We start from the raw sequence: 23,335 nt of genomic DNA, 5'->3' as shown, positions 1-23,335 counted from the left end.
TCCAGCCGTCATCCCTTGAGAAAGACCCGTGGATATTAGTGCCGCACTTCCCACCTTCGTCATTACCCTACGAGAAGGCGTCGAAGCAGCTCTCGTGGTCGGCATCGTCCTAGCCCTGCTTCAGAAAGCACAGCAGCCTCAACTCAAGCATTGGGTGTACTTTGGCTTAGCTTCAGGATTGGTCGGGAGCGTCCTCGTGGGTGTAGGACTCAGCGCCTTGCTCCAGAGCTTGCAAGCATCCGAGCAACCCTACGCAGCAGTGCTGCTGCCGTTTCTCAAATTGAGCTTTAGCCTAGTGGCGATCGCCATGCTCACCTGGATGCTGATCTGGATGACTCGGCAAGCCCGCACTGCCAAAGCCGAAATTGAAGGATCTGTAAAGCAAATGATTGCCGCCGACGGGAAAGCCGAATGGGGCATCTGGACGCTCATTTTTGTGGCGGTACTGCGAGAGGGCATCGAAACCGCGCTGTTTATCGTGGCCCAACTTCAGAGCGGGTGGTCTTCCGTTGCGGGGGCGATCGCCGGTCTCATAGGCGCAACGGGAATCGGTTGGGCGCTCTTTGCCCTCGGCATCCGCATCAACCTCAAGCAGTTTTTTCAGATCATGGGGATTTTCTTATTGCTGATTGTCGGCGGCCTTGTTTTAGGAGCGACCAAACAGCTCGATGCAGCCCTCGGGATCCTGAATCCCTTCGTTTCCACAAATCTTTGTCCGATCCCATCCGCCGATTCCTGCATTTTGGGACCGTTATTGTGGGACGGACACCTGATTTTGCCAGATCGTCAGTTCCCCGGTATTTTGCTGAAGACCTTTTTGGGTTACCGCGATCGCCTTTTCCTAGGCCAAGCGATCGCCTATCTCGTCTTCATGGCGGTGGCTGGCACCCTTTACTGGCGCAGTTTAAGCGCGCCCAAATCTCCCGCCATCGCTCCCTTCGCACAAGAAAACCCTAGCTCGATGGACGCTTAGTCATTAATTCGCTAGGCTGACAATAGCCAAACGAACGAACCAACACTGCGTCGCATCAAAGCTAGGGGTGAAATGGCTTATCAACTACCTCATGATGCCCATCTCGAACGCCGTTGGTTCTTTTTTAGGTTTTATTTTGGCAAAAAAATATTGCGAGCGCAGTTAAAGCTGCAATCGCGCTGTTAAAGCCACGGCTAAAGCATCGGCAGCATCATCGGGTTTTGGGATGGCCTTTAGGTTTAGTTCCCTTGCCACCGCCTCTTGCACGGCAGTTTTGTCAGCATTGCCATAGCCCGTCAGTGCCTGCTTGATCTGCGCGGGCGTGAATTCTATCAGGGGCAGCTTGTGCTGGGCAATCACCAAGGCAACGACACCACGGGCTTGGGCAACCAAAATAATGTTACCCATTCGGTAAAAAAACAGCTTTTCTAACGCCACGAGGTCGGGCTGAACTCGATCGATGACGGTAGCCAAGTCCGCACAAATCGTGCAAAGCCGATCTCCGATGGGCGTTTTGGCTGGCGTTTGAATGATGCCAAAATCGATCAACTCTGGCGTTCGATCGGGTGCGGATTGGGAAAGGGCGATCGCCCCATATCCCAGGGAAGCTAAGCCAGGGTCTAAACCAAGGATGCGGATGGGAACCTCCGAACCATAAAGGGATGCTTCGAACTCGACCCCAATATTGTGCCACTATCCCATCTGATTAAAATTAGATTACGGAACTGAGTGAAAATAAGTACCGTACTGCAACCCTGGGAAAAAGAGGTTCAGCTCAATGAGGACCCCCGCAAGGATGGCCATTGTTAGTGCCGCCATGATTGGAGCGCTGGTCAGATATTTCAGAAAGTACTGCATGAGTAAGACTCCGGGAGTTTTTTGAATAAAATAGGCAGCTTAGCGCGGCGACACAGTAATTTCGCTTTCTTTAACCGTCAACTTACCGCTTAGGAGTTGTTGTAGTGCAAGTAGAGGCCAGAGCAATCCTTGAATGAAAGACTGAAGCGCTAAGGGCAAATCAATAAAAATCTCTTTTTCTGCTGGGTTCTCTGATTTACTGGCAGCCTGAAGGTAAGCTCGACCAGACCAGCCAATAAATCCAGCAACGTACAGAAATAATGCGATTGGGATCGCGACATCCACGGCTCGATCTAAACGATCCAATGGTAAGTGCGGGAGTCCATCTTCGCCACACAGCAGTTCAGATGAATAAACTTCAAAGGGTTTGGTGTAGTAGTAGCCTTCTGGAGCGCTGTTCTGACGCTGTTGAAATGCCGCTGATTCGCTGCAAGGAACAAGATTTAGATTGGCTGCGTGGGCAGGGTGGGCAAGATAAAGGGCAATTGCCAAACTTATCGCAAATAACCAAAAGCGGGAGATAGATGGTCGCATCGCATGTTTTCCTCAAAATAGGATTTTTACGGGTCTAATTTTCTTCCTCCATCGCCTCTTTCTCTATCCAGAGAAAGACAAGCGCAATGATAGGGAACGGAAGAATGTAAAATACCAGAGGAATCAGGATCCAAGGGAGCCAGGAAGCTGCATACTCTCCGGTGAGCTGGGTTAGGTCTGTTACCATAACGAACACTCCAATTAAATTTTGAATGGGGTCGCGGCGGCTGGCGGGAATCACCCAAACAGCCAACTTGGCAAGCTCTGGCTAATATTGACTGCGCCACGCAAAATGGCATCAAGATCGCTAAAGTTTTCTAGTAGCAAAAATGCAAAGATAGCCCCGCCCATCGATCCTAGAAAGACACCGCCACAAAGTTGAAACCAGTCTTCTTTTTTGCGGAGGGGCCTCAAGGCATCTTGGGAGTGAGAGTTATAGGTACCCCTGGGATTGCCCTGAAAGGTTGCCAGAGCAAAAATAGAAATTCCTAAGCAGGCAGAGGCGGTGATGTAAATCGCCGTGATGAGGCCGCTTAGGTTAGCGCCGTGGGCTGTTTCTCGCAGCGGGCCGACGACGACTTCTGGCCCAACGAGAAAGTAGCCGTGGGCCATGCCAATTTCTAAACCTCTCATAAAGGGGGGTAGCCCTTTGCGGTAGGCTGGCAGATTTTGGATGTAGGCTCTGACGAGCGGCGAGTTATTAATCGGCGTAGAGAGATTGCCGAGCCACGGATCGCCCCGATAGGGCTTGACCCAGGTATCTTCGTACTCAACCGCGCTCGGTTCTAGTTCGTGAGTTGCCGTCATTTTTTTACCTTGCTGAATTAAAATGATGGGAAAAGCCCTGGTCACTTAGCCCAGAGACCAGGACTTCATGAGACGAGAGGAGAGTAGTGTCTCAAGCTTGTAATGGCAAAAGGAGTGTAGGAGAGTACGCTCCTTTTGCTTATCAAAAATCAACCGAACTTACTGGCCGTTGCCCCAATCAAGAAGGCTCCATAGGTCGCGACATACCCCACAGTAAAATGGGTTAGCCCTACCAATCGCGCCTGAACGATGGAGAGCGCTACGGGCTTGTCTTTGGGATAGCCGAAGGAGAGCGGCGTGTTTTCATGAGCCCACATCAGCGTCTCGATGAGTTCTTGCCAGTAGCCTCGCCAAGTAATCAGGAACATGAAGCTCACTGCCCAAGCCAAATGCCCGAACAGGAACATCCAAGCCCACACCGCTAAGCCACTGGTGCCGTTGGGGTTGTACCCATTCACTAAGGGGCCGGAATACTGCCAGAGGTAGTCTCGGAACCAGCCCATCAGGTAAGTGGAACCCTGGTTAAACGAGGCAACGTTGCCAGACCAGACGGCAAGGTGTTTCCAGTGCCAGTAGAAGGTAATCCAGCCTAGGGTGTTGAGCATCCAAAACATGGCGAGATAGAACCCATCCCAGGCGGAAATATCGCAGGTGCCGCCTCGACCCGGCCCATCGCAAGGGAAAGCATAGCCGAAGTCCTTTTTGTCGGGCATCAACTTGGAACCTCTGGCATCCAAGGCGCTTTTGACCAGAATTAGGGTGGTGACATGGAGTCCGAGGGCGATCGCATGGTGCACCAGTAGATCTCCTGGACCAATGGTCAGAAATAGCGAGTTGGTACCGGAGTTAATGGCATCCAGCCAGCCCGGCAACCAGATATTGGCGTGATTCGGCCATGCGGTTGAGGCCACACTATCAGGATTGGAGAGCAGCGTACTGATGCCGTAGAGCGCTTTGCCGTGGGTCGCTTGGATCCATTGAGCAAACACGGGCTCAATTAAGATTTGCTTTTCCGGCGCGCCAAAGGCGACCTCACAGTCGTTGTGGACGTAGATCCCCAAAGTATGGAAACCCAAGAACATCGACACCCAGCTCAGATGGGAAATAATCGCTTCTTTATGGGCCAGCACCCTAGCGAGAACGTTGTCCTGATTGCTCACAGGATCGTAGTCTCGAACCATAAAAATGGCACCATGGGCAAAGGCTCCCACCATCAAAAATCCCGCAATGTACTGGTGGTGGGTATACAGCGCCGACATTGTGGTGAAGTCTTTAGAGATAAAGGCATAGGGCGGCATCGCGTACATATGCTGTGCCACCAAAGAGGTGATGACGCCTAAAGCAGCAAGGTGCCAGCCCAACTGGAAGTGCAGCGACTCGTTGTAGGTGTCGTAAATTCCCTGATGGCCGCGCCCGGTGTTGGGGGCAATGAAGAACCCTTTAGGCCCTGGGCCTTGCAGGGCTTCCAGCATTTCTTTAATGTTGTGCCCAATCCCCCAGTTGGTACGGTACATGTGTCCCGCTACGATGAACAGAACGGCGATCGCCAGATGGTGATGGGCCATGTCCGTCAGCCACAGGGATTGCGTTTGAGGGTGGAAGCCCCCCAAAAACGTTAGAATTGAGGTGCCTGCTCCTTGGGAAGTGTTAAAAAGATGCGTTGGCGCATCAGGGTTTTGAGCGTAAACGCCCCAGTTGCCTGTAAAAAACGGCACCAAACCCGCAGGATGGGGGGGCGATTGCAGGAAGTTATCCCAGCCCACATGCCGCCCGCGAGATTCGGGAATCGCAACGTGGATGAGGTGCCCTGCCCATGCCAGAGAGCTGACGCCAAACAGCCCAGCCAAGTGATGGTTCAGCCGCGATTCTGCGTTTTTGAACCAGCTTAGGGTTGGTCGAAATTTAGGCTGAAGGTGTAACCGACCTGCATAGAGACAAACCGAAGCGAGCAGGAGCAAAAAGAGCGCCCCGACAAACAGTTCGTTATTTGTGCGCAAGCCAATGGTGTACCACCAGTGATAGACACCGGAGTAGCAGATATCTACCGGGTTATGGGCAGTAGATTGGGTATAAGCCTGAATTGCCCCTGGCCCGAACTGGGCATCCCAGACGGCATGGGCAATTGGACGGATATTCAACGGATCTTGAATCCATTGCTCGAAGTTACCTTGCCAGGCTACGTGGAACAGCAAACCCGATGCCCACAGAAAGATAATGGCGAGATGACCAAAGTGAGAGGAAAAAATCTTTTGGTAAAGGTTTTCCTCGGTCATGCCGTCATGGCTTTCAAAGTCGTGGGCAGTGGCGATCGCATAGAAGAGCCGCCGCGTGGTCGGGTCTTGCTGCAAATCCTGGCTGAACTTAGGAAATTTTGTTGTCGCCATAGTTTTCAATCAGTTGTGGTGAACTTAGTGAAAATGGGCGATGGAGAATCAAGACGATTCCCTATCGCCCCCTACCCAATGGAGGCCATGCGTCCTAGGAAGAATGCCCAAGTTGTAACAATTCCGCCGAGGAGGTAGTGCGCTACTCCCACTGCTCGACCTTGAATGATGCTGAGGGCGCGGGGCTGAATTGCGGGCGTAATGCCCAGCTTGTTATGGGCCCAAAGAATGGACTCGATCAGCTCTTGCCAATAGCCCCGACCGCTAAATAAGAACATCAGGCTGAATCCAAACACAAAGTGTCCGCCTAGGAACAGCAGGCCGTAGGCCGAACCGGAAGAACCGTAGGAGAAGATCGTCTGACTTGACTGCACCCACAAAAAGTCTCGCAGCCAACCGTTATTGGTAATTGAACTCAGGGCAAAGTTACCGCCCGTAATGTGAGTAATGGTGCCATCTGGATTGAGCGTGCCCCACACATCCGACTGCATTTTCCAAAAGAAGTGGAAGATTACCATCGATAGGGAGTTATACATCCAGAACAGCCCCAAGAAGACATGATCCCAGGAGGATACCTGGCAAGTCCCGCCCCGTCCCGGCCCATCGCAGGGGAATCGGAAACCCAGACTGCCCTTGTCTGGAATTAACCGAGAACTGCGGGCGTACAAGACTCCCTTCAGGAGCACCAAAACGGTGACGTGGATGGTAAAGGCATGAATATGGTGAATCAGAAAGTCCGCCGTTCCCAACGGAATGGGCATCATAGCAATCTTTCCACCGACAGCAACAATACCACCCCCCCAGGCATAACTGACGGGCGCGCTCAGCCCCGGAGCCGTCATCCCTAATCCCCCAAGTTCGATATTGCGCAACCCGCCAAAGACATCGCCCAAGGGTTGAGCCGCTTGAGTCGCCCCCACTGCAGCGGTCTGAATATGCTGAATCCACTGGGCGAAAATGGGCTGAAGCTGAATACCCGTATCGGAAAACATATCCTGAGGTCGCCCAAAAGCTCGCATGGTGTCGTTGTGGCAGTACATCGCAAAGCTATGGAAGCCCAAGAACTGACAGACCCAAGCCAAGTGGGAAATAATGGCATCTCGGTGCCGAATGGTGCGATCTAGAATATTGTTGACGTGATCTGCTGGGTTGTAGTCCCGCACCATGAAGATAGCGGCGTGGGCCGCACCCCCCACAATACAGAAGCCTGCAATCCAGACGTGATGGGTAAATAAGGACGTGACTGTGGCGTAGTCTGTCGCCAGATAAGGATAGGGTGGCATCGCATACATATGGTGGGCCACCAGCAGACTGGCCGTGCCAAACTGCACCAAGTGAATGGATAGATTGGCGTGCCAGGAGGTTTCAAAAATCTTCTCCAAACCACCATGTCCTACGGGGCCAATAAAGTTCAGGAATGGGAGCATTTTGGGTGCTCTGGCATCTTCCAGCATTTCCTTGAAGTCGTGACCAATACCCCAGTTGGTACGGTAGAAGTGCCCCGCAATAATGAAAATTACGGCGATCGCCAAGTGATGGTGGGCCGTATCCGTGAGCCAAAGCCCACCCGTGACTGGGTTCAATCCCCCCTTGAAGGTCAAGAAATCGGCGTAAGCGCCCCAATTCAGCGTAAAGAACGGCGTTAATCCCTGCGCAAAGCTCGGATATATTTCCGGCATCAGCGCCTTATTCAGAATGAACTCGTGGGGTAATGGAATATCCTTCAGGGCAACCCCTCGATCCAACAGTTCGTTGGTGGGAAGTGCCACATGGATCTGGTGTCCCGCCCAGCCGAGGGAACCGCAGCCTAGCAGCCCAGCCAGGTGGTGATTCATCATGGATTCCCAATTGCGGAACCACTCTAGCTTGGGCGCGCTGATATGGTAGTGAAACCAGCCAGCAAACAGCATCAAAGCTGCCATCACCAAGCCACCAATGGCCGTGCAGTAAAGCTGATACTCATTGGTTATACCTGCGGCCCGCCACATCTGGAATAAACCAGACGTAATCTGAATGCCATGGAAACCACCGCCCATATCGCCATTCAGGATATCTTGCCCCACAATGGGCCAAACTACCTGAGCGCTGGGCTTAATATGGATCGGATCCGCCATCCAAGACGAATAATTCGAAAAGCGAGCGCCGTGGAAGTACATGCCGCTCAGCCAAATAAAGACTACCGCAAGATGCCCAAAGTGAGCTGAAAAAATCTTGCGAGAAATGTCCTGTAAATCGCTGGTATGGGTATCGAAATCGTGGGCATTGGCGTGGAGGTTCCAAATCCAGGTGGTGGTTTTAGGGCCCTTCGCCAGCAATCGGTCAAAGTGTCCCGGCAATGCCCATTTCTCAAAAGAAGTGGGGACTGGACTTCGATCGACAGTGACCCTCGCCCTCTGCTCTGGAGGACTTTTTGTCATGGGAGACTCTCCTCTTTTTTTAGGTATGAGAGATATACGGTCTAGGTGAATAAAAAATCTTTGGGTAAATCTTTGGGTTAGCGCGTAACCCTTACGGGTTCATCGCTGAACTCCAACATTTGCGGAAAGGGGTTGCCATCCCGTCCGCTCGCCATTGCCAGCCCTGCGTTAGCGCTACGGACAGCATTGGCCCACGTGGGAATAGTGCCTGATGGATTGTCAATGACGACAGGCGGGTCAAAGGTCAGTTTTTCAAAGTTAAAGGCCGCAATATCAACCCCTAGCGCTGCTGACCAGATGCCTGCCACGGGCAATGCCGCCAGCAGAAAATGAACTGAGCGCGAGCTAGGAAAAAACAGACCTTTCCAAAAGAGTTTCTGTTGATAGCGCTGAGTGGCCTTAAAACTATAAGTTTCTTCTTTTTGACCCAGTTTATATCCGGCATTAATCGGTTCGTGGGGCTTTGTCTTTTTAAATAGTGTTGAAGTCACTAAAGACCCATGTACAGAACAAAGAAAAGCGCCCCCAAAGACCCCTATAACCCCCAACTGGTGAAAGGGACTCATAAGAATGTTGTGTTCTGCCTGAAACACAAACATAAAGTGGAAAGTACCGGAAATTCCGAGGGGCATCCCTTCCGCAAATCCACCCTGACCGATCGGGTAAATAATTAAAACGGATAACGCTGCAGCAACGGGCGCAGTGAAGGTCATGGAAATCCAAGGACGCATGCCCAAACGGTAGGACAGCTCCCACTCTCGATCTTGGTAGCAGATGATGCCAATTGCAAAGTGCAGCACGATGAGCTGATAAGGGCCGCCATTGATCAACCACTCTTGGACAGAACCCGCATCCCAAATGGGATAAAAATGTAGTCCAATTGCAGCCGATGTGGGAACCACCGCAGCGGTTAAAAGGCTATTTCCATCCCATAAAGATCCAGACAGGTGAGTGCCAATGCCGTTGATATCTACCGCAGGGGCAGCAATAAAGGCAATGACGAAAACAATCGCTGCTGTAGAGAGTGTGGGTATCATCAGCACCCCAAACCACCCTAGATAAAAGCGGTTTTCGGTACTGGTTACCCATTGGCAAAATCGCTCCCAAGATAGGGGATTCTGACGCTGAATTAAAGCATTCCTTGTAGAGACTCGATCGGTGCAAATTTGATCGCTGGCGATCGCCTGATCGAACATCGCCCGATCGAATTGGGTCATCATAAAAGGTATAGCTCCTTTCTTGCAAAGTATAGATTAACCCGTCGCAGAGATTGCAAGATCGGTTGTGACGGGTTAATCGCTATAGAGACTGAGTTATCTATTCTCTGGACAATAAACAAAAAAAATAAAGAACTTCTAAAGACACCGCCGTCGTTCAGAAAAGTACACACTTGGGTAAACAAACTGCGTATGCACTTGCACCCCTAGGTATTCATTAGGGATTAACTTAAGATTTTTTCGATTTGATCGGCTAAAGTTAACGGATCGTAGGGTTTAGTGATCACTGCCGTAATTTCAAGCTCCATAAAGCGGCGACGATCGTCGGGTTGAGCTTTTGCTGTGAGTAAAATGACTGGAATATGTTGCGTTTCAGGATTGGCTCGCATCAGCTCAAACGTCGCCAATCCATCCACGTCCGGCATCATCACATCCAAAAGAATTGCATCAGGCTGTTCGGATGCTGCCATTGCCAGACCTTCTTTGCTAGAATTGGCAGTTGTGACACTCCATCCCTTAGAAACTTCCAGACAAACCTGGGTTGCCTCTCGGATATCCGGTTCATCGTCAATGATGAGAATATGCTTAATCACGATCGCTCACCGGTAGTGTGAAATAAAATGTACTGCCTCGACCGAGCTGACTTTCAACCCAAATTTGACCGTCGTGTTGCTCCACAATCTCTCGGCAAATGGTTAAGCCTAGTCCCGTTCCGCCTTGGCTGCGGGCGTTTGAGACATCTACCTGCTGAAATCGATCGAAAATGGATTCCAGTTTGTCTTCTGGGATGCCAATACCCTCATCAATGACTTGAAACAAAAGGTAGGGGGTTCGGCAACGCTGAGGCCTTTGGGAGTGGGTTTGCAATTCCGCTTTCAGCCGGACGGTGGTATTGGGCGGCGAAAATTTGATGGCGTTATTCAGTAAATTCGTCAGCGTTTGAATAATGCGATCGGAGTCAGCCCAGAGATTGGCCGTTACTGGCTCCACCAGCAGCGTAATGTCAGCCTTATGGGCCATAGCCCGCATCGCATCTGCAGACTGAATCATCACCTCAGCAACATTGCAGTGCGTTTTCTCCATCGCAACCTTGCCAAACTTCATGCGCTCAATATCCAGGATGTCCCCAATGAGTCGCACCAGGCGATTGGTATTGGAAAACGCGATGTCCAGCATGCGCTGGCTTTTTTCGGGGTGGCTTTTGAGCCAGCCGCTAGAGAGTAGCCCTAAGGTACTGCGGATGGAAGTGAGTGGGGTACGGAGTTCGTGACTGACAATGGAAACAAACTGATCTTTAATTTTTTCTATCAGTTGTCGTTCTGTGATGTCTTTGAACAAAACGACAGCTCCCGCAATTTTGTTTCGTTCCCGAATTGGGCTGCTAACATACTCTACGGGAATCATCGATCCATCTCGACAGCGAAATAGATCGCCTGTTATTTGCTGAAGTTTGCCCTCCCGTAGGGTGGCATAAATCGGGTTTTCTGGGAGAAGATACAGATTACCATCGGGCTGGGAGTGATGCAGCAGAGTGTGCATCCACTGCCCGATCAGCTGATTGACTTCGTAGCCTAAAATTCTGGCCGCTGCGGGGTTGGCAAAGGTAATTTTGCCCTGGAGATTCAGACCGTAAATCCCTTCGCCTGCAGAATTTAAAATGAGTTGATTGTGACGACTGAGACGCTCTAGGGAGGCTTCTGCTTGCTGGTGCGCTACCCAAATCCGCTCCCGTTCCTTAATTTCTTTCACAAGATCTTCATTGGCCTGCTGAAGCTGGGCGGTACGCTCTAGTACGCGGCTTTCAAGTTCTGTATTAAGGGCAACAATCTCTTGTTCTGCCTGCCTGCGCTTTTGAATATCTAGCTTGAGATTGGCATTGAGGGCGTGAACTTGCTTGTACAGCTCGCCTTGATAGATCGCACCAGCGAAATGCTCTCCTAATTCCTTGGCTAGATCGATGTCTGCGGCAGTCCATGGCTGTGCCTGACCTTTTTTTTGCTCTCGCCAGGTTTCAAATGACAGACGAGGCCGCTGTTGACGCGGATCGTCTGGATCGATTTGTCCGGCCCAAATGCGTTCTAGGTCGATTTCACGTCGAAAAATACTGAGGTAACCTAAGGTGAGTTTGCGATAGCAGAGGTGCACCGTTAGCAGCCCTCTTACAGGTGTTTCTAGAAAAGCCATCGCGAGATCGGAGGGCATGACAGATTGGTATAGATCGGCAATCGCCCAAATCCCAGCCTCTTTAACAACGGCGTCTTCCATCGCCAGCCATGTTTGCCAGTGGAGATGCTGCTCAATACGTTCAACTCCGTTGCTGCAATCTGTCATTGCTGGCTGACTGCCGTAGGTAAAGAGCTGCGGTACTTGATGGGCATTCGGCGCAGCAATATAAAGCCTGCCTCCCGTCCCATGCAGGGTCGCAATCGTTTGTTCTAAGGCAGCTTGAAATTGCATCTCTGGCGTGGCGTGGAGCAACATCGTAACTCGATTGACGGTGGCTTCTTGAATGGCACGTAAGCGAGTTTGGAGGAGGAGGTCAGATTGGGAAATCGCAATAGAGACCTGATCGGCAACCAGCTGAACTACTTGAAGTGAATGCTCTGTAATGCGGAGCGGTTTACTGTGGTGAGATACCAGCAGCCCCCACAGGCGGTTTTGGACCAAAATTGGCACGACCAAGGATGACCGTACTCCCATTGCCGTTAAATATTCAACGTGACAGGGATCGACCGGACGAAACCGAATATCGCACCTCAATGCTTTTCCAACCGATCCACTGTCTAAGGGGCTCACGCCGATTTCTTGCGCTTCAACATCCACAATCGATCGCTGACGGGCGCTCAGAAATAGCGATCGCGCTTCAGCCGGAATATCTTCTGCGGGGAAATTGTGCCTCAAGAGCGAAGGCAGTTTCCGGTCTTGAATAGACTCCGCCACCACCTCCCCACTCCCATCGGCATGAAACTGATACACCATCACGCGATCTGTTTGCAGAAAATCTCGTACCTCTGCCGCCGTGGCAGTTAGAATTTCTGGAAGTTCTAAAGACTGCCGAATGCGATCGATCATTCGGTGCAGCAACAGCGCAAACGAATCTAATTGCCCTTGGGGAAAAGGTGCAAAGGAATCGAACGGCTTTGGCCTAGCATCATCAGACTGCATGTTAATTAAGCGCTGCGTCATGACCTGCACCTAATAGAATGATAATGGCACTATTTGGCGTCGTCTGGATAGGTTAGGTATCCGTAGACGATGAACGCAGCGCAACATAGTCCAAATGCCAGTAGCCCCAAAAAGATTCCAATTCCCGTCGTCGCAAAAGACGGGTTTTGGGTTGCGGGTGTGCCACTGTATCGATCGAGGACTGACCAATCGATGTTAATGCCCTCCAGCAGAATGGATGAATTAGCAATTTCAAAAATAATGAGTAAAAACAAGAAAAATAGCAGCATTAAAACAACCATGACGGGGGCTGTACCCCAACCCCGAACCACCATGCCAGTATTAGAATTTAGTTTTCTCAGCAGATACTGGATGGGAGCGATCTTTTTGGGAGGATATTTTGTGGTTTCCATCGCTTACTCCATTGAAATATTCAATCTCTTGCATAAATTTCTTCCTTCGATCGCAACCCTTCTCCCCGTTGGGCTACGGTGTACACACAAGTCTGAAGAACCTTGAAACCCTGCATTCGATCCCCCCTAGCCCCCCTTAAAAAGGGGGGGACTGGATTCAAAGTCCCCCTTTTTAAGGGGGATTTAGGGGGATCTAGAGTGTGAAACGACATAACCAATTCTTGTGTGTACACCGTAGTTGGGAGAAGGGTTAAATCTAAAACCTAGCTACCACAAATCTCACGAACCCTCTTGAGAAGATGGAAACGCCGACAAAGCGGGTTGAAGCACTGGCTTCTTGCGCGAGGTTTTGTCGCCCAGTTTTTGGTAAATGCCCCACTCGACTTGCTCCTCATCTAGATCTGGATCGATCCCAGCAAAGACATCTTGGAAGAGGGCGCGGGTTCCATGCCAGAGGTGTCCAAAGAACCAAAGAATGGCAAGACAGGCATGGAAAAAGGCAAACCAGCCGCGATTACTGGTGCGGAAGATGCCATCGGAATTGTGGATGGTAGTATTAAATTCAAAGGGTTCGCCCAGTTGGGCCTTACGGGCGTACTTTTTGACAACAGGCGGATTGTCGAAGGTTTGACCGTCTAGCTGACCGCCGTAAAAGCTGACCGTTACCCCCGTCTGCTCGACGCTATATTTGGCCTTGGCTCGGAAGAACGGCACATCTGCACGAACGATATTGTCTTCATCGGACATCACGACAGGGAAGTTTTCAAAGAAGTTGGGCATCCGCCGCACAAACAACTCTCGACCCTGATTGTCCTTAAAGACAGGATGACCGAGCCATGCTTGACCCACACCGTCCCCATCGACCATGCGGCCTACTCGGAATAGTCCGCCCTTTGCGGGACTATTGCCCACATAGTCGTAAAAGGCCAGCTTTTCTGGAATCGCAGACCAGGCTTCTGAAAGGCTCTTCCCTGCGGCTAAACTTCCCTGGACGCGCCGATTGATTTCATTGTTGAAGTAGTTTTGATCCCACTGATAGCGTGTGGGCCCCCAGAGCTCAATGGGCGTGGTAGCTGTGCCGTACCACATACTACCCGTAGCAATAAAGGCCGCAAAAAAGAAGGTGGCTAACCCGCTGGCCAGGGCTCCTTCGATGTTACCCATGCGCAGCCCTCTGTACAGTGGCTCTGGGGGACGAACGAAGATATGAAACAGTCCGCCCACAATTCCAACAATGCCTGCGGCAATATGATGGGCCACTACTCCTCCTGGATTTTGCGGATTAAAGCCCTCTGGCCCCCAGACAGGGGCGACACCCTGGACGTGCCCCGTCAAGCCGTAGGGGTCGGAAACCCACATTCCTGGGCCAAACAGCCCCGTCAGGTGGAATGCACCAAATCCAAAGCAGGCCAGTCCTGCCAGCAGCAAATGAATCCCAAAGATCCGGGGCAGATCGAGGGCGGGTTTGTTGGTCTTCGGATCGAAGAAGGTGGAAATATTCCAGTAGTTCCAATGCCAAACGGCAGCTAGAAACTCTAAGCCGGAAAAGATAATATGGGCGATCGCCACCGTTTCAAAGGTCCAAAACCCCGGATCTGCCAGCTTTTCGCCCGTAATCGACCAGCCCTGCCAAGAATGGGTTACGCCGAGACGCGCCACAAACGGCATCAAAAAGCAGCCCTGTCGCCACATTGGGTTGAGGATCGGGTCGCTAGGGTCATAGGAAAATAGTTCAAACCAAAGCATGGAACCAGCAAATCCGGCACAGAGGGCATTGTGCATCAAATGCACCGCCAGCAACCGTCCTGGATCGTTAATGAGCGTTGTATGGACGCGGTACCAAGGGAGTCCCATTGGGTTTTACTCCTTTTACGAACAGAATTTCAATGGAAAGAGAAAGTAAGTTAGGAAAAGACGAAGGATGCCTGAAGGGAATTGCAGCATCCTCCGTCCCGAACACCTCTGTATCAATCTAGGGACTAATCTAGGGGAGCCATGGCCTTGACCGGTTCGCGATCGCGATTAATGCCCCGCACAAATCCAGCTGCTTCCGCACGGGCCCGTCCGGCGTGCCAGAGATGCCCCACTAAAAACAGGAAGGCCAGAATAAAGTGAGAGCCTGCTAACCACGTTCGGGTTGCCATGAAGTTGACGGAGTTAATTTCGGTGGCCACTCCGCCCACTGAGTTAAGGGCACCGAGGGGTGCATGGGTCATGTATTCCGCTGCGCGTCGCACTTGCCAGGGCTGGACATCGTGGCGAATTTTATCGAGGTCTAACCCGTTAGGGCCGCGCAGCGGCTCTAGCCAAGGCCCTCGGAAATCCCAAAAGCGCATGGTTTCTCCACCAAAGATGATTTCTCCGCTGGGCGATCGCATCAAATATTTCCCGAGGCCCGTAGGCCCTTGCGCAGAAACCACGTTTGCACCAAGATTTTGATCCCGCACTAAAAACGTGAGTGCCTGAGCCTGAGAAGCTTCCGCTGCAGTTGGCCCATAAAACTCGCTGGGATAGGCCGTCGTGTTAAACCAGATAAACGCCGTTGCAATAAAGGCTTGCCCGCAGATATTGCCTAAGCTCTGAGCTAAATAGGCTTCCCCTGTCCAAGTAAAAATCTTATGCGTCCATTTAAAGGGTGTGGTGACAACATGCCAGATGCCACCTGCAATCAGCAGGACACCCACCCAGATATGACCGCCCACCAGATCTTCCATATTGTTGACGCCGATAATCCATCCCTGCTGACCGTAGGGCGTTCGAACCAAGTAACCAAAAATCGTCAGCGGATTGAGGGTGGGATGGGTAATCAGGCGCACGTTGCCGCCCCCTGGTGCCCAAGTGTCGTAGATCCCGCCCCAAAACATGGCCTTACAGACAAAGAGCAGGGCAAAAACGCCGAGCCAAATCAGGTTGAATCCCAGAATTAGGGTGATTTTGTCCTTGTCGCCATAGTCAAAATCTAAAAAACCGGGAAGCTTTGCGGGGCCGCGAATGGCAAGGTACGTCCCCGCAATACCCAATACTCCCGAGCCGATGAGGTGAATGACCCCAATTGCAAAGAAGGGAAAGATATCAATGACCTGCCCCCCAGCCCCCACACCAAATCCTAAGGTGGCAACATGGGGCATTAAAATTAAGCCCTGCTCGTACATGGGTCTATCGGGCGTAAAGTGAGACACCTCAAACAGCAGCATGGCTCCAGCCCAAAACGCCATCAGTCCGGCATGGGCCAAGTGCGCGCCCAGAAACCGACCAGACATGTTAGCAAGGCGCATATTACCAGCCCACCAAGCATAGCCAGTGGAAGCCTGATCGCGTCCTTCACTAGGGGTGACAATCTTAATACCTTTGGCTGTTTTAACCGTTGTAATAGTGGCAGGATCAAAGGGCGTTTCCACGGGGCAAGACCTCCTCAGGGAATACAAAATGTTCGTGGGGCTGGTCTGCCGGAGCCATCCAAGCCCTCAGACCTTCGTTCAGCAAAATGTTTTTGGTATAAAACGTTTCAAATTCTGGATCCTCTGCGGCACGGAGTTCCTGGGAAATAAAATCGTAGGCACGTAAATTAAAGGCCAATCCAACCATGCCGATCGCACTCATCCACAGTCCAAAGACGGGGACAAACAACATAAAAAAGTGCAGCCATCGCTTATTGGAAAATGCAATGCCAAAAATCTGCGACCAGAAACGGTTTGCCGTTACAAAAGAGTAAGTTTCTTCGGCTTGAGTGGACGTAAAACCGCTGAAGGTATTGAAGCCGCGCGTATCCTCGTAGAGTGTATTTTCAACCGTGGCACCGTGAATGGCGCAGAGGAGCGCTCCACCCAGTACGCCGCCTACGCCCATCATGTGAAAGGGGTTGAGGGTAAAGTTATGAAAGCCTTGGACAAACAAAATAAAGCGAAAGATAGCGGCAACCCCAAAACTCGGCCCAAAAAACCAGCCCGATTGCCCGAGGGGATAAATTAAGAAGGTGGCAATGTAAGTGGCGATCGGTGCTGAAAAGGCTAAGGCATTGTAAGGTCGAACCCCCACAAGGCGAGCAATTTCTAGCTGGCGCAGACAAAAGCCAATCAAGCCAAATACACCGTGAAAGGCGACAAAGGTCCACAATCCGCCCAACTGGCACCAACGGGTAAAGTCGCCCTGGGCTTCTGGCCCCCACAATAACAGCAGGGAGTGTGCCATGCTGTTCGAGGGGGTAGAAACCGCTACCGTTAGAAAGTTGCAGCCTTCTAGATAAGAACTTGCAAGGCCGTGGGTGTACCAAGAACTGACAAAGGTGGTTCCCGTAAACCAGCCACCTAGGGCCAAGAAGGAGCAGGGAAATAGCAGCAACCCCGACCAGCCAATAAAGACAAAACGATCGCGCTTTAGCCAATCGTCAAAGAGCTTTAACCCTCTTGCCCACCCCGGTTCGGGGCGCTCAATTGCAATAGTCATTCAATCCTCCTTGTTTTAGGACGAGTTGCGAGTTTTTACGTCAGAACGCTGCTAGTACGTCAGAACGCCTTCGTTCATGAAGTAGGGGGCACCGGGATAGGCTAATGCTTGGATAATGTGGTCGAAGTAGGGCGTGACTTCCACTGCGTCTTCTTCGCCGAGGAGGGCGATCGCCTCTGCCTTGAGACAGCGAACGGCCTCCACCCAGTTCGCCAGCGGAATACCTAGAGACTTGTACATTTCCTTCATGCCGATGGTGCCAATATCGGCCATGGGCTTCTCATTTCCTGCCAAAATACAGTAGGCCACCAACCGGATATACCACCCCTGATCGCGCTGACAGGAAGCCGTTTTACGAAGACTGCCGCTGTTACTAGGCGTCACGGGACACTGCTTCCAAAACTGGTAGCTGCCGCGCTCCACCAGCTCCCGCTCGTGGCTAGCCAAAATCTGCGCAATGCGGATCCGTCGTTCTCCGGTTTCGCAGAAGTTTTGGATCGTACGAATCTCGCTTGGGGTGGGGTAGCGCAATTCCTCAGCAGCAGTTTGAATCACCTGCTGAACTAAGCTCATGGTCGCCTCCCTTTATAGTAAATTTGTATCCCTCCAAACCAGCCCAGATAGAGTCTGCGCTGGGGTCTAGGGAAATAGCGAAAGAGCCGTTGCCATAGGTTACTCCGCGTTACAGGTTCAAGATTGAGTGCGCGTGAGGTCTGGGGGAGCGGGCGAGTTAAAAATTGAGTCGATTCATATTGAGTAACCTCAAATTGAGTCGATTGATTGAGTTGTGTCATAGTGCCACCGATCCATAGGAACCATAGGAATCAGACTGAATTGCAGCAGAAGGTTGCGCTGAAGCCGTTGACAAAGTTGCAGGGTCTTCGGCAACCGAAGCTGGTGTAGAAGCTGATGTAGCTGTTACCAAATGTTCGCCCTCAGACTCCGGCAAAGCATTAGGTTCCCGAGCAGGTAAAAGCATTGCTGGCTCCGCACCTGGAAGCAATGCTAGAATCCCATCTTGCCTGAGATGCCCCGCTCTCTGAAGCGCCGCTTTAACCCAAGTCCCATCCGCAACGCGAGGTTGGCCAACTGAGCTATTGTTACTGCTGCTCTCCCGATGGTGCGATCGCATTTCATACCCTCTCGGCGTGACGTAACGCTCGTAGGGAACCGTATCTTCTCCAAAAGCATTCAGATATTCCGGGCTGTCCAGAATAGCGTCAATGAGCGCATAAAACCCTTTCCTGGCGCAGATATCGTAGTAGCGTCGCGTTTCCTGTCGTCCGTAGGTGGGCCGTCCCAGAAGCCGTCGATGGATATATTCGATAGCCTTAGTAACGTACAGCGCATCCCAATACAGATGGCGGAACAGACGAGATTTTGCCACTTGGCGGACAAATTCGCGCACTGGGATTTCGCCGCTTTTCAGCTTCAGTTCCGTCGCAGGTACCCGTTGGCTGACGAGAATATCTCGTCCAAAGATCTGGCGATAGGCTGCATCAATAAACGCCGAGGTAGACTGATTGTTCAGATTAATGCTGGCACCTTGCGCGACGCTTTTACCATTGCCACGACCATGGAGGCGGATAGGCCAATTCAGCTTGAGCACCCGTTGGGTAGACCCTGGCACTTGTCCCAAAGTCGTCTCATGAGGTGAGCGACTAGACACGTTACAGCCAATCAAAATACGGCGACTGTCTGGGTCAAATAAGGCCGGATGCTCCTCAAAGTTACGATCTTGATGGGGAAAGATTGCCCCAAACTGGATTTCAAGCGGATCGTTGCCCAATCCGTAGGGATGCTGGTTTGGCAACGGTTTCCGATAGTCGCCAAAGAGCGTAATAAACTGAGGCACTTTACGGGCTAGGGTACTGTACTTAAACAACGCTGCCTGCGGACCCCAATTACGGCACTCTTGAGCTTCTTGACCCAACCCGCGCAGGTAGGGTACTGTTTCTTCGCCAAAGTAATCGGCATACTCTTGGGAGTCTACCAGCGTGTCTACCAAGGCTGGCAGTCCTGTCTGAGCCATCAGCTCAAAATATTGCTGAAACTCTTCTGGCGATCTCAATCCCCGCCCTAGAAAGTGCCGAATTGCCAGCTCAATGACGCGGCTAATCGTAAAGGGTTCGTAAAACTCCTTGCGATACAGTCGCGATTTTCCGACACGACGGATAAACTCCTTCATTGAAATTTCACCGCCCTTGAGCTTAGACTCCAAATCTGTTAGGGATATGCCGTACTCGCGGGTAATATCGCGCTCAAAGACCTGCCGATAGGCCGCCTGAATTACGCGATTTTGCTCCGTAACCGCTTGCCCTGACTTCATTACAAATTTGGACTGGGAGGCGGACGAGAGTGCATAGCTTTCAGGCAGTTGCAGCCCTTGTTGGTCGTTAGAAAACCCCTGCCGCAAAAGGGTCGGCGGTTTCTCGACGATATAGGCTGCAACCAGGTCGTCAAAGTGTTGCTGAATGATAGCCGTAGCCTCTGGGTCGGTCTTGAAGTAACCTAGCGATCTCCAACGCATTTCCTTAATCGCCACCACCGTTGCCTCAGTGACATCTTCTGGAATAACCCCCCGCAATCCCTGGGCGTTCGCGACTAAGATGCTAGAATCCCCAGCAACGATCGCATAGGTGACGTAGCGCAAAAACCAGCTCAAGTCACGCATCGAGCGTTTCATGCGAGTGGGGCCGTAACGTCCAATATCGATCGTGCGGAATCCCTCCGGTATGGGTTCCCGATTGGCGCTGAACTGCGTCTTCCAAAATGCAAGGAAGTTGCCTAGGGAGTTGCCAAACTTTGGAGCCTGAACCTTGAGCGCTTCCTGAGACGTCACTGACCTTTGTCGGAGGGGCTTGGAATACCCCGGCAGATCTTTGCGATTGGCGGGAGGTTCCAGGTAGGCCATCGGCACTCCGCCGTAAAAGATCCGATGGGCTGCCGCTTCCACAATCGCCTCCGAGTGCTGGGTTAGCGTTGCCGCAATCTGGATTAGCTTTGAGCCCGAACGAAAGTAGTTGGCTAAGGCAGTCAACTCGCTCTTTTGGAGGCTGCGGTCTTGCTGCTCTGCCTGAGAAATAATTGCTTTGGGGACTGTGCTATATTGCTGCGGATGAACCACAGGGCTACCGCCATTAGCATGACATTTTGGGTGAGAATTCATAGAACTTCACTCGCTCCCTTGAGGATGAATGGGGACGGTCGACTCGGCAGCAAGAAGAGGCTGCTGGCCTAGGGTTTTAGTCCCTGAATCAGATAATCAAAATAGGGGGCAACTTCCCCCGCATCTTCTAAAGGCAGTCGGTCTAGGGCTACGTCCTTTAGGCATTTCATACATTCCACGATGTTATTGAGGGGAACGCCCAAAGAGACATACATTTCTTTGGCTCCTTTAAGTCCCACCGTTTCAATTGGCTCTACATCATCGGCAATCACCGCGTAGGTCACGAGCCGCAAATACCAGCTTTGATCGCGCATACAGGAAGACTGAAACACAGGATTACCGCTGTTGCTGGGCGTTACAGGGCAGCGCTCCCAGAATTTTTGGGTGCCTTTGTACACGATGCTTTCTTCATTCGCCATCAGGGTGGCGGCGATGCCGATGCGATGCTGGCCTGCTTCTAAAAAGTCGCGGATGGCGCTGAGTTCCCCCGGATTGAGATAGCGGGCTTCACGGTCGGCGATCGCAATGGACTGCGTGATAATGCTCATCATTTTAGATAGGTTATGGGACTAAAAACGGCGAGTCATGGGGCACTTGTATTAGCTAGGGCTTGCATCTAGCTTCATACCAATGCCCCTCGACTAAGGGCTTAGCTCAGACCAGCGCACATATAGTCAAAGCAGACACCCATTTCCTTTCCAGCTTCAGCACCCACCAGCTCGGCTGTAACCTCCTTCATGGCCTGGATTGCCCGAATCGTTCCGCCAATGGGGACACCCAGAGCGTTGTAGGTTTCTCGAAGCCCATTTAAAATACGCTCGTCCAAAATAGAAGGGTCGCCTGCTAACATGGCATAGGTTGCATAGCGCAGAAAATACTCCAAGTCGCGGATGCAGGCTGCATAGCGACGGCAAGTGTACATATTGCCACCGGGAGCCGTGATATCGGTATACATCAAGGATTTAGCTACGGCCTGCGTCACAAGGGAGGCTGCATTGCCGCTAATAGCGGTGGCTGCCCTTGCACGCAGTTCGCCGCTTTTATAGTAGCCTCTGAGCTTATCTAGCCCCGCAGTATCCAAAAATCGACCTTGGACATCAGAGGAATTGATCAAAACTGTAATCGCATCTTGCATGAGAGTGTCTCCTCGAATAGGTTTCAGAAACAATTGCTGCAACTAAGAAACCGAGTGAATAATCAGATCGAAATACGGCCCTACTTCCGTCGCATCTTCAGGACTCATGAGTGCGATCGCCTCTGCCTTAATGCAGCGCAGTGCCACAATCCAGTTACGGAGGGGAATTTCCAGGGAGTTGTACATCTCCTTAATGCCAATGGTGCCGATTTCTTCAAGGGGTTTTTCGCTCCCCGCCAAAATGCAGTAGGCCACTAGCCGGATATACCATCCCTGATCGCGTTGACAAGAGGCCGTTTTACGAGGGTTGCCGCTGTTGCTCGGCGTCACGGGGCACTGCTCCCAAAACTTCACACAGGCCGTCTGCACGATCTTTTCCTCGTTTTCGGCCAAAATTGACGCAATTCGAATGCGCTGCTCGCCGGAATTTAGAAAATCTTGAAAGACCCGAAGTTCCTTGGGTGCCGGATAGCGGGCTTCGCTATCTGCATTCAGAATCAATTCCGTCACAATACTCATGTTCGTCTCCTAACTGAAGTAAAAACGATTGAAACGACTGTGCTAGCAATAATGCTGCCCCTAAGACGCAATGACCGGAGCTACCATTGCCACCGGAACAGCTTGACCGCCCGCCAGATCTAACGGGAAGTTATGGGCATTGCGTTCGTGCATCACTTCAAAGCCCAAGTTGGCACGGTTCAAGACATCAGCCCAGGTATTAATGACATTGCCTTGAGAATCCAGGACCGAATGATTAAAGTTAAACCCATTTAGGTTGAAGCCCATAATGCAGATACCTAGTGCCGTACACCAAATACACACCACTGGAAATGCGGCTAAAAAGAAGTGCAAAGAACGGCTGTTGTTGAAGCTGGCATACTGAAAGATCAATCGACCAAAATAGCCGTGAGCCGCCACAATATTGTAAGTTTCACTATCTTGCCCAAACTTGTAGCCCAGATTTTGCGATTCGTTTTCCGAGGTTTCTCGCACTAAACTGGAGGTGACTAAACTGCCGTGCATGGCGCAAAACAGCGACCCCCCAAAGACCCCAGCTACTCCCAACATATGCAGTGGGTGCATCAGAATGTTGTGTTCAGCTTGGAACACAAACATAAAGTTAAAGGTGCCGCTAATGCCCATCGGTAGCCCATCGGAAAAGCTCCCCTGACCAATGGGATAAATCCAAAACACAGAGGTAGTGGCTGCTAAGGGTGCAGAATAAGCAACCGCAATCCAGGGGCGCATTCCCAGACGGTAGCTTAACTCCCACTCTCGACCCATATAGCAGGCTAGAGCCGGAATATAGTGAGCACCAATCATTTGGTAAGGGCCGCCATTGTAGAGCCACTCATCCATGCTGGCTGCATCCCAAATAGGATAGAAATGAAGTCCAATGGCGTTAGAAGAGGGTACAACTGCCCCCGTAATAATATTATTTCCACACAATAGCGATCCGCATACTGGCTCTCGAATCCCATCAATATCGACGGGGGGAGCCGCAATAAAGGCAATGGTAAAGACGCATGCAGAGAGTGCCAGCAAAGGAATCATTAAGACTCCAAACCAGCCAATGTAAAGTCGATTATCGGTACTCGTGACCCAATTACAAAACTGCTCCCATCCGCCCGTAAGTCCACGTTGTCGGAGAGTTGTTGTCATAGTCCTTAACCCAATGATTGAGATAAATGAGAAGATAAAAATTGCAGCTCAATGCTAGCGACACCCTGCCGCTTGATTGATGAACTCAACAAACTCAAAATTTTTAAGTTTCGATGGCTGCTGACGCGAGATTGCTGAGAAACGGCAAACCTAATTCT

The 23,335-nt window shown here is 51.3% G+C and carries 20 protein-coding genes and 1 pseudogene; 1 reads left to right on the top strand and 20 read right to left on the bottom strand.

Annotated elements, in window-relative coordinates; all coding sequences use genetic code 11:
- Positions 1 to 28: 28 nt before the first annotated feature.
- Positions 29 to 973: an FTR1 family protein gene (locus R6H26_RS19940; RefSeq protein ID WP_404784924.1), complete on the top strand. Its 945-nt coding sequence runs from the start codon at positions 29 to 31 to the stop codon at positions 971 to 973.
- Between the two features lie 162 nt (positions 974 to 1,135).
- Here R6H26_RS19940 and ruvC read toward each other — a convergent pair whose 3' ends face one another.
- The 20 genes and pseudogenes from ruvC to psbA form a co-directional block, all read right to left on the bottom strand.
- A complete protein-coding gene (ruvC, locus tag R6H26_RS19935) occupies positions 1,136 to 1,612 on the bottom strand; it encodes a crossover junction endodeoxyribonuclease RuvC (protein ID WP_404791390.1) in 477 nt (158 codons plus the stop codon).
- A 78-nt stretch (positions 1,613 to 1,690) separates the two neighbouring features.
- The gene (locus R6H26_RS19930) at positions 1,691 to 1,831 is read right to left on the bottom strand and encodes a photosystem I reaction center subunit IX (RefSeq protein ID WP_404784922.1); all 141 of its coding nucleotides are present in this window, start codon (positions 1,829 to 1,831) and stop codon (positions 1,691 to 1,693) included.
- 39 nt (positions 1,832 to 1,870) lie between these two features.
- Complete coding sequence (locus R6H26_RS19925; protein ID WP_404784920.1) at positions 1,871 to 2,365, bottom strand: Photosystem I reaction center subunit III; 495 nt, start codon at positions 2,363 to 2,365, stop codon at positions 1,871 to 1,873.
- Between the two features lie 34 nt (positions 2,366 to 2,399).
- Complete coding sequence (psaI, locus tag R6H26_RS19920) at positions 2,400 to 2,552, bottom strand: photosystem I reaction center subunit VIII (RefSeq protein WP_404784918.1); 153 nt, start codon at positions 2,550 to 2,552, stop codon at positions 2,400 to 2,402.
- Positions 2,553 to 2,602: 50 nt separating this feature from the next.
- A complete protein-coding gene (locus R6H26_RS19915; RefSeq protein WP_404784916.1) occupies positions 2,603 to 3,172 on the bottom strand; it encodes a photosystem I reaction center subunit XI in 570 nt (189 codons plus the stop codon).
- 149 nt (positions 3,173 to 3,321) lie between these two features.
- Positions 3,322 to 5,556, bottom strand: coding sequence for a photosystem I core protein PsaB (gene psaB / locus R6H26_RS19910; RefSeq protein WP_404784914.1), 2,235 nt, complete (start codon positions 5,554 to 5,556; stop codon positions 3,322 to 3,324).
- A gap of 71 nt (positions 5,557 to 5,627) precedes the next feature.
- Positions 5,628 to 7,973 carry a photosystem I core protein PsaA gene (gene psaA / locus R6H26_RS19905; protein WP_404784912.1) on the bottom strand — a complete coding sequence of 782 codons (2,346 nt, stop codon included), beginning with the start codon at positions 7,971 to 7,973 and terminating at the stop codon, positions 5,628 to 5,630.
- A 77-nt stretch (positions 7,974 to 8,050) separates the two neighbouring features.
- Entirely contained in the window at positions 8,051 to 9,169 is a 1,119-nt protein-coding gene (locus R6H26_RS19900; RefSeq protein ID WP_404791388.1) for a photosystem II q(b) protein, read from the bottom strand.
- Positions 9,170 to 9,414: 245 nt separating this feature from the next.
- A complete protein-coding gene (locus tag R6H26_RS19895; RefSeq protein ID WP_404784911.1) occupies positions 9,415 to 9,783 on the bottom strand; it encodes a response regulator in 369 nt (122 codons plus the stop codon).
- Positions 9,776 to 12,376, bottom strand: a complete 2,601-nt coding sequence (locus R6H26_RS19890) for an ATP-binding protein (RefSeq protein ID WP_404784910.1) — start codon at positions 12,374 to 12,376, stop codon at positions 9,776 to 9,778. Before R6H26_RS19890 ends, R6H26_RS19895 begins: the two co-directional genes overlap by 8 nt.
- Before the next feature lie 176 nt (positions 12,377 to 12,552).
- Positions 12,553 to 12,768, bottom strand: a pseudogene (psbH, locus tag R6H26_RS19885) (photosystem II reaction center phosphoprotein PsbH); the annotation flags it as partial.
- 279 nt (positions 12,769 to 13,047) lie between these two features.
- Positions 13,048 to 14,622, bottom strand: coding sequence for a photosystem II chlorophyll-binding protein CP47 (psbB, locus tag R6H26_RS19880; protein WP_404784908.1), 1,575 nt, complete (start codon positions 14,620 to 14,622; stop codon positions 13,048 to 13,050).
- 125 nt (positions 14,623 to 14,747) lie between these two features.
- Positions 14,748 to 16,112 (bottom strand): photosystem II reaction center protein CP43, encoded by a 1,365-nt coding sequence (psbC, locus tag R6H26_RS19875; RefSeq protein WP_404791386.1) that lies wholly within the window; start codon positions 16,110 to 16,112, stop codon positions 14,748 to 14,750.
- A 37-nt stretch (positions 16,113 to 16,149) separates the two neighbouring features.
- Positions 16,150 to 17,211 carry a photosystem II D2 protein (photosystem q(a) protein) gene (gene psbD / locus R6H26_RS19870; RefSeq protein ID WP_404784907.1) on the bottom strand — a complete coding sequence of 354 codons (1,062 nt, stop codon included), beginning with the start codon at positions 17,209 to 17,211 and terminating at the stop codon, positions 16,150 to 16,152.
- Positions 17,212 to 17,262: 51 nt separating this feature from the next.
- A complete protein-coding gene (gene apcD / locus R6H26_RS19865; RefSeq protein WP_404784905.1) occupies positions 17,263 to 17,784 on the bottom strand; it encodes an allophycocyanin subunit alpha-B in 522 nt (173 codons plus the stop codon).
- A gap of 217 nt (positions 17,785 to 18,001) precedes the next feature.
- Complete coding sequence (locus R6H26_RS19860) at positions 18,002 to 20,380, bottom strand: phycobilisome rod-core linker polypeptide (RefSeq protein WP_404784903.1); 2,379 nt, start codon at positions 20,378 to 20,380, stop codon at positions 18,002 to 18,004.
- A 68-nt stretch (positions 20,381 to 20,448) separates the two neighbouring features.
- Entirely contained in the window at positions 20,449 to 20,931 is a 483-nt protein-coding gene (gene apcD / locus R6H26_RS19855; RefSeq protein WP_404784901.1) for an allophycocyanin subunit alpha-B, read from the bottom strand.
- A gap of 98 nt (positions 20,932 to 21,029) precedes the next feature.
- Positions 21,030 to 21,515 carry an allophycocyanin subunit beta gene (locus R6H26_RS19850; RefSeq protein WP_404784900.1) on the bottom strand — a complete coding sequence of 162 codons (486 nt, stop codon included), beginning with the start codon at positions 21,513 to 21,515 and terminating at the stop codon, positions 21,030 to 21,032.
- Between the two features lie 42 nt (positions 21,516 to 21,557).
- Positions 21,558 to 22,034, bottom strand: a complete 477-nt coding sequence (gene apcD, locus R6H26_RS19845; protein WP_404784898.1) for an allophycocyanin subunit alpha-B — start codon at positions 22,032 to 22,034, stop codon at positions 21,558 to 21,560.
- A gap of 60 nt (positions 22,035 to 22,094) precedes the next feature.
- Positions 22,095 to 23,177 (bottom strand): photosystem II q(b) protein, encoded by a 1,083-nt coding sequence (gene psbA, locus R6H26_RS19840; protein WP_404784896.1) that lies wholly within the window; start codon positions 23,175 to 23,177, stop codon positions 22,095 to 22,097.
- Positions 23,178 to 23,335 lie beyond the last annotated feature (158 nt).

This window comes from Altericista sp. CCNU0014, assembly GCF_044923475.1.
Classification (GTDB): Bacteria; Cyanobacteriota; Cyanobacteriia; order Thermosynechococcales; family Thermosynechococcaceae; genus JAAURS01.
Note: the sequence above shows the minus strand (reverse complement) of the source record. Positions and strands in the feature narration are given on the sequence as shown.